General features: G+C 69.2%; 10 protein-coding genes and 1 pseudogene. 6 read left to right on the top strand and 5 right to left on the bottom strand.

Annotated elements, in window-relative coordinates:
* Positions 1-186: 186 nt before the first annotated feature.
* Together AC08OV_RS22955 and AC08OV_RS22950 are read left to right on the top strand one after the other, a co-directional pair.
* Positions 187-428: pseudogene (locus AC08OV_RS22955) on the top strand (flavodoxin); the annotation flags it as partial.
* A gap of 191 nt (positions 429-619) precedes the next feature.
* A complete protein-coding gene (locus AC08OV_RS22950; protein ID WP_476620294.1) occupies positions 620-736 on the top strand; it encodes a hypothetical protein in 117 nt (38 codons plus the stop codon).
* 234 nt (positions 737-970) lie between these two features.
* On the opposite strand, the gene AC08OV_RS22945 is transcribed toward AC08OV_RS22950, so the two are convergent.
* Positions 971-1,810, bottom strand: a complete 840-nt coding sequence (locus tag AC08OV_RS22945) for an SDR family oxidoreductase (RefSeq protein ID WP_476615701.1) — start codon at positions 1,808-1,810, stop codon at positions 971-973.
* Positions 1,811-1,943: 133 nt separating this feature from the next.
* On the opposite strand from AC08OV_RS22945, the gene AC08OV_RS22940 reads away from it, so the two are divergent.
* Entirely contained in the window at positions 1,944-2,318 is a 375-nt protein-coding gene (locus AC08OV_RS22940) for a winged helix-turn-helix transcriptional regulator (protein WP_476615702.1), read from the top strand.
* Here AC08OV_RS22940 and AC08OV_RS22935 read toward each other — a convergent pair.
* The gene (locus AC08OV_RS22935) at positions 2,242-3,123 is read right to left on the bottom strand and encodes a WS/DGAT domain-containing protein (RefSeq protein WP_476615703.1); all 882 of its coding nucleotides are present in this window, start codon (positions 3,121-3,123) and stop codon (positions 2,242-2,244) included. The two genes, AC08OV_RS22940 and AC08OV_RS22935, sit on opposite strands and share 77 nt — an antisense overlap.
* Before the next feature lie 227 nt (positions 3,124-3,350).
* On the bottom strand, positions 3,351-3,500 hold the full coding sequence (locus AC08OV_RS22930; protein WP_476615704.1) for a hypothetical protein: 150 nt from the start codon (positions 3,498-3,500) through the stop codon (positions 3,351-3,353).
* Positions 3,501-3,621: 121 nt separating this feature from the next.
* Between AC08OV_RS22930 and AC08OV_RS22925 the strand changes: the two genes are divergently transcribed.
* Positions 3,622-3,879 carry a helix-turn-helix domain-containing protein gene (locus tag AC08OV_RS22925; protein ID WP_476615705.1) on the top strand — a complete coding sequence of 86 codons (258 nt, stop codon included), beginning with the start codon at positions 3,622-3,624 and terminating at the stop codon, positions 3,877-3,879.
* 6 nt (positions 3,880-3,885) lie between these two features.
* Positions 3,886-4,143 carry a transposase family protein gene (locus AC08OV_RS22920; RefSeq protein ID WP_476615706.1) on the top strand — a complete coding sequence of 86 codons (258 nt, stop codon included), beginning with the start codon at positions 3,886-3,888 and terminating at the stop codon, positions 4,141-4,143.
* Positions 4,144-4,718: 575 nt separating this feature from the next.
* On the opposite strand, the gene AC08OV_RS22915 is transcribed toward AC08OV_RS22920, so the two are convergent.
* Both AC08OV_RS22915 and AC08OV_RS22910 read right to left on the bottom strand, forming a co-directional pair.
* Positions 4,719-5,000: a type II toxin-antitoxin system RelE family toxin gene (locus AC08OV_RS22915; RefSeq protein WP_476615707.1), complete on the bottom strand. Its 282-nt coding sequence runs from the start codon at positions 4,998-5,000 to the stop codon at positions 4,719-4,721.
* Complete coding sequence (locus AC08OV_RS22910) at positions 5,000-5,284, bottom strand: type II toxin-antitoxin system Phd/YefM family antitoxin (protein ID WP_476594115.1); 285 nt, start codon at positions 5,282-5,284, stop codon at positions 5,000-5,002. The genes AC08OV_RS22915 and AC08OV_RS22910 overlap by 1 nt, the downstream gene beginning before the upstream one ends.
* 131 nt (positions 5,285-5,415) lie before the next feature.
* Here AC08OV_RS22910 and AC08OV_RS22905 point away from each other — a divergent pair, with 131 nt between their 5' ends.
* Complete coding sequence (locus AC08OV_RS22905; protein WP_476615708.1) at positions 5,416-5,634, top strand: type II toxin-antitoxin system HicB family antitoxin; 219 nt, start codon at positions 5,416-5,418, stop codon at positions 5,632-5,634.
* Positions 5,635-5,812: the final 178 nt, after the last annotated feature.

The raw sequence follows: 5,812 nt of genomic DNA, 5'->3' as shown, positions 1-5,812 counted from the left end.
CAGCCGGGGCGGGAGGATCAGGCCGGCCAGAATCGGCGGGCCGTTCCGGGGCGGAACACGGCGTCACCGGACGGGATGTCGACGGACCATGGCGCGGTGACGATGTCGCGTGACATTCGGCCTGGCAGCGGACCACTCTGACCGGAACGTCGCCAGGAGTGAGAACGTCGTGACCAGAGTTCAGCGCACTTCTTCGACCAGATCTACTATCCGTGCCTCGAGGCGACCGTCGGCCGTCCGTATGCCCTCTACGTCCACGGCACAGCGACACCACCGGCGCGATCCGGGGCGTCGAGACGATCACCACCGGCCTGAGGTGGAAGCGTCTGCGCGGCCCGCTCGTCATCCTTGGCGACCTGTCCGCTGTCGATCGCGATGCTTGCCAGGAGCTCGGGGCAACGGCCGCGGCCAGCCTGATGCCCGGGTGAATCTGGACGGGACAGACGCCGTTGGCCACCGGTGAGGTCGCTCGCTGAATCGTCTCCGATGCGGCGGCCGCGGCATACGGTCCACCCCGGTACCGCGCGCCCCCTATGGCGCCGGCTGATCCCGTCGTTCAGACGGCGGCGAGGATGGTGGCGACCCGGTCGGGGTGGTCCAGAGGCTCGCCCACATTCTCATGGGTGCCAGCGACGAGGCCGCCCTCTACATCGCCCGCGCCGACGACCCCGAGACCGCCCACGCCGAGATGACGACTGCCCTCGGACATCTCATCGATGGACTCACTCGGGACTGATGCAGAAGGGTTGTGGCCCCACACCAACCCGTGAACCAGCCGAGGCGGTCAGCCCACCGCCCACCGCCGCGCCGTCCCCTCCGCCGAACCGGTGACGAGCAAAGCCCCGTCCGCCGCCGCCCGCGAGGCCTGCTGGGAACTCGGCGCCACGATCGCCGCCAATCCGATGGAGAGCCGACGCCCGACTGCGGCTTCGGCGCTCGCCGTACCGGGCGGGCCGGGGTGGCGGTGGGGTCAGCGGAAGGCGCCGAGGTTGTCCCGAGCCCAGACCGCGAACGTCCGGCCGGGTCGGCCGAGCACGGTGGCGAGGTCGGGCCCGACGGTGCGCTCCTCGGCCGTCGGGCTTCCCAGGATGGTCAGGGTGTCGTCGGCGATGGAGGCCGGCATCCATCTGGCCATCTCCTCACGAGCCTGCGCGTGGGAGATCTCGACGAAGGCCACCGGCTCACCGAGGGCCGCGGCGAGGGCCGCAGCCCGGTCACGTGGCGAGGTCGAAGGCCCGGCCAGGACGTAGATCCGGCCGGCGTGGCGCGGGTCCAGCAGGGTCGCCGCCGCGACGTCGGCCAGGTCGGCCGGGTCGACGGAGGGAAGTGCGACGTCGCCGAACGGTGCGAACACCGTCCGCTGCGCCGCTACCGAGGGCGCCCAGGCGAGCGCGTTGGAGTGGAAGCCGCCCGGTCGCAGGATGGTCCACGCCAGGCCCGACCCGGTTACGGCGTCCTCGAGCGCCCGGAACCCGTCGTAGGCCGCCAGTCCCGGACGGGTGCCGGCGGCCACCGACGACAGGAGCACCAGCCGGCGGACACCGGCGGCCTTGGCGGCACCCAGGATCGCCGCCGCGTCGAGGCCATCGCCGGAACCGTGGACGAGCAGGAACAGCGCGTCGGCTCCCTCGAGAGCAGGGACCAGGCTGGCGGGGGCAGTGAGGTCGGCGCGGACGGCAGTGAGCCCAGCCCCGGCCGGAAGGGGCGCCGAGGCGCCTCGGGCCACAGCGGTCACTGGCCGGCCGGCGGCAATCAGGTTCTTGACGAGGGGGCGGCCGATGTTGCCGGTCGCGCCGGTCACGACGATCACAGGGGTACCTCCGGGTCTGGGCTTCGGACTGACCCGGGACACGCTACGGTCATGCGGGTAGTAGGTTCCCCATGGAAAGTGACTAGCATCGGAGCCTGTATGACAGCCACCGCCGTATGAAAGACACCGCCGTATGACAGCCACTGCCGAGATGACGGCCGGCGTCCGCCCCTGCCCGATCGCACCGGTCGTCGAGTTGGTGTTCAGCCGCTGGACCACCCCGATTCTCTGGACGCTGCACGAACACGGCACCCAGCGCTTCGTCGAACTCGAGCGAACGCTGGGCGTCACACCCAAGGTGCTGACCCAGCGGCTGCGGCAGATGGAACGCGACGGGCTCGTGGTCCGTACCTACCACCCGGAAATCCCGCCCCGGGTGGAGTACGAGATCAGCGAACTCGGCGAGAGCCTCGCCCCCGTCTTCGCCGCCCTCACCCAGTGGTCCGAGCAACACCTTCCATCCGTGCAACGAGCACGCGCGGCGTACTCCGGGCCACTGCCACGCTGAGCGCGACCACGCTCCCCACGCACCAGCTACGACTGTCTGTGGAACACGTGACATGACCGCGTGACGCACGCCACGTCCACGGCAACGCCGAGTCGGCGGTAATCGTCATCGTCGTGGGTCGCCCCGGCGGACGCCCGCCGCCGGGTAGCTGGTGGTCAATGTTCCCTTGATGCCGTTGCGGGCGACGTTCGAGCGGCAGGTCCGGCGGACCCGCTCGGGGGAGTCGGGTCAGGTGGCGGAGTCCGGGGACTTGGGAGAACCGGGACGACCGGGAGACCCCGGGAACTCGCGGGAGCGGGCGTCGGGCCGCCCTGGGTGCGGCCGTCGAAGGCGGCGAGCCCGGCGAGCCAGTTGCCGGCCAGGCGGTGTGGCGGGGGACGCTCGCGCTGGCCGTGAACGCCGCGCAGACCTGCTCGTCCAGGCCGAACAGGGCGGCCGACAGGTGCTGGCGACTCACGAACAGCGGCGCCATGCCGATCAGCGTGGTGACCCGGCGGCCGGCCACCGTGTACGGGCCCACCATCGTCCCCAGGTTGCTCGTGACCAGAGCGGCGCCCGTCGGGCGGGCCGCGACGGCGACGATCTGCGCGAACACACGGGGCGATGTGGTGTGCGGCATTCCGTCCAGAAGCTTCCGTTCGACCACGCCGAACCTGCCCTGTGCCTTGACGCGTCGGGTCTGCTCGGCGATCTGGGCGAGCCGCCGCCGGGGATCGGCCTCGGTGCAGGGCAGCGGCACCCGTATGCCCAGGGTGAAGTTGGAAAGGATCTCCTGTTCGTCCGGGGTGCACACGTTGATCGGCATCGACGTGTGGATGGCACGCTGACGAGAGAGGCGGGGGAAGAGACGGCGTGCGCGGCCCGGACCCGTCGGCCGTCGTGGGTGTCCATTCCGGCAGGGACCAGGTGCGCAGGGCGCCGGCGACCGCCGCGAGGTAGACGTCGTTGACCGTGACGCCCTCGCGTCGGGCGATCCGACGCAGCCGCTCCAGCTCGGTCACCGCCCAGGTGTGCCGCGCCGCGCCGCGAGGGTCAGGGCCGGGTCGTCGACACAGAGCACCACGCCCCCTCCAGGAACTCTCCGGGATTCTGCAGAGTGAAATGGAAGAACGCTCGATCGCCGGTGGTCAGCGGCCTGGTCCGCGGCCCGCGCGCGGCGACATTTGTGGATACATAGGTCATGCCGTTTCCTCTCGACGACATCCACGCCAGGGTGGACCCGGAACGGTCGGTTCGTTCAAGATGCTTCTGTTTCCGCCTCTTGGGGCAGAAGCATTCCCTCGCTTTATACGAAAACCGTCCGTTGGCCGACGACCGCGACCGGCCTCGGACCTGGCGCAAGCTGTCCCCTCGCGACCAGGCGCTGCGCGTGCTCGCGCACCTGCGCAACGGCGACACCCACGAACACCTGGCCGCCGGCTTCCAGGTCAGCGTCGGCACGGCCCACACCTATGTCCGGGAGGCCGTCGAGCTGCTCGCCAGGCGCGGGCGCAGCCTGCTCGCGGCCGTCTGGACGTTCGCCTGGACCTGGAGCAACTTCCAGGGCCTGATGGACCCGTAGGGCCGGATGATCTGGATCTCCGACGGGCTGCTCGGCTCGACCCACGACCTCACCGCAGCCCGGGCCCACGACGCCCTCCGTGTGATCAACCACGCGGAGACGATCTACCTCTACGCGGACAAGGGCTACGCCGGCGGCGAGAGCGACCTGCTCCTCGTTCCCCGCAAGAAGCCCGCGAACAGCGAGCTGCCCGACGACATCAAGGAAAGCAACCGCGCCCGCGCGGCTACCCGCGCCCCGGTGGGCGTGGCTTCGCGGTCCTGAAGAACTGGCGCGTCTTCAGCCGCTTCCGCGGCTGCCCACGCCGGGTCGGCGCATTCACCCAAGCCGTCTTCGTCCTGAAGCCGGAAGAGATCTAGAAAAACCGACTTTGAAAATGCTCATTGCTCTAACTACAGGTATCGAGGTTCACACCGTTTTTGTCAGCAAGCGGCCGTCTCTCCGGGGCGCCGCGATCGCCCGGCCGTGGCTTCTCGATCATGTCATCCTTGCCTGAGCTCGACGCGGTTGCCGGCAGAGCGACACATTCATCTCACGGTTGCGTGTGTTACGGGATCCTTTTGCTGGTAAAGGCGGCGCAATACGGTGTGCTGCATGGTCACACCAGTCGCGGTGCGCCCGACCTCGTTTCCGGTAGTTGCGACCCCGGGGAGATGGTAGCTCTGGCCGGCGTGGGTGCGGTGGGCGTGAGCCTCGTGGTGGCCACCGGCGGCTCGGCACGGTCGACGCCTCGGTCATTGCGTGTGCGGAGCGCCTCGGTATCGACGAGGTCGCAACGGTTGACCGGCGCCATTTCATCGTCGTCAAGGCACGCCGGACACTCGGCCTTCTGCCCTTACTTAAAGGTGATAGACGTCTCGCCGATGCCGGATGGAGTGGATCTCTACCAGGTGTTTGGCCGCGTCGATCCGGTAGATGATGCGGTAGGTTCCGCGGCGCGCCGAGTAGAAGCCGTCGAAGGGCTCGTCCAACGGCTTCCCGACCCGGTAAGGGTTCATGGCGACCGCTCGTTGGATCGTCTCCAGTGCGGCGGCCGCGACCTCCAGGGGCAGGTCCTCGTGGAGGTTTCTCCGTGCCCTGCGCGACAGCGCGACCTCGTAGGGTGCGCCGCTGGCGGCCATCACCCGTCCCCGGCCCGCCGCTGCTCCAGTTCGGCCACGACCTCGCCCAAGGCGAAGGTGTCACCCGCGGCGAAGTCGTCCCGCGACTGCCGCAAATCCGCGAGAGCCTCGCCGTCTGACAGGAGGTCGAGGGTCTCGCGCATCGACTCGTACTCGGCAACGGAGATCAGCATCACATCCGCGCGCCCGTTGCGCGTGATCGTGAAGTGATCATGTTCTCTGGCTACCCGCTCGGCCAGCTCGGCAATCCGGGCCTTCGCCTCGGTGATCGGTATGGTCTCCATGAGGGTCATTATAAGGACCGGTCGCTATTCTGGTCATGCTGGTGGCTGTCTAGCTTCGGGCCGATCATCCAGCGCGCTCTCGTCGACTGTCTACGAGATCGGGATCGCTTCATTCAGGATACCGTAGACGCATGGCGGCGTCGCGCACCACCACGGTCACCGTCCCGATCATTGTCGAGTGCGACGAGAACGGCGTCTGGTGCGCACACGCGCAGCTACGTCCAGGAGTGGGCGCCCATGGCGAGGGTGCCACCGAGCAGGACGCGCTGGACGACCTGCGCGAGGCGCTCGTCGGCCTGATCGAGGAATTCGGGGTTCCCCGGGAGTTGTCCGTCACCGTGGCGGCCTGATGCCGCCGGTGCCCTCCGTCCGAGGCATCCGAGTGGTCCATGCGCTGGAACGTCAGGACCGCCCGCAGGGAACGGATGAGATGGGCACAGCAGAGCTGGACGCCGGCGAGCTGGGCGACTGCTGCCAGCCGGCGTAGTCGTCCCGGGTCAGGCAGCCGCGCCAGCCGTCGAGGATCCC

Source organism: Frankia sp. CeTa3Moorea, from assembly GCF_978021225.1.
Note: the sequence above shows the minus strand (reverse complement) of the source record. Positions and strands in the feature narration are given on the sequence as shown.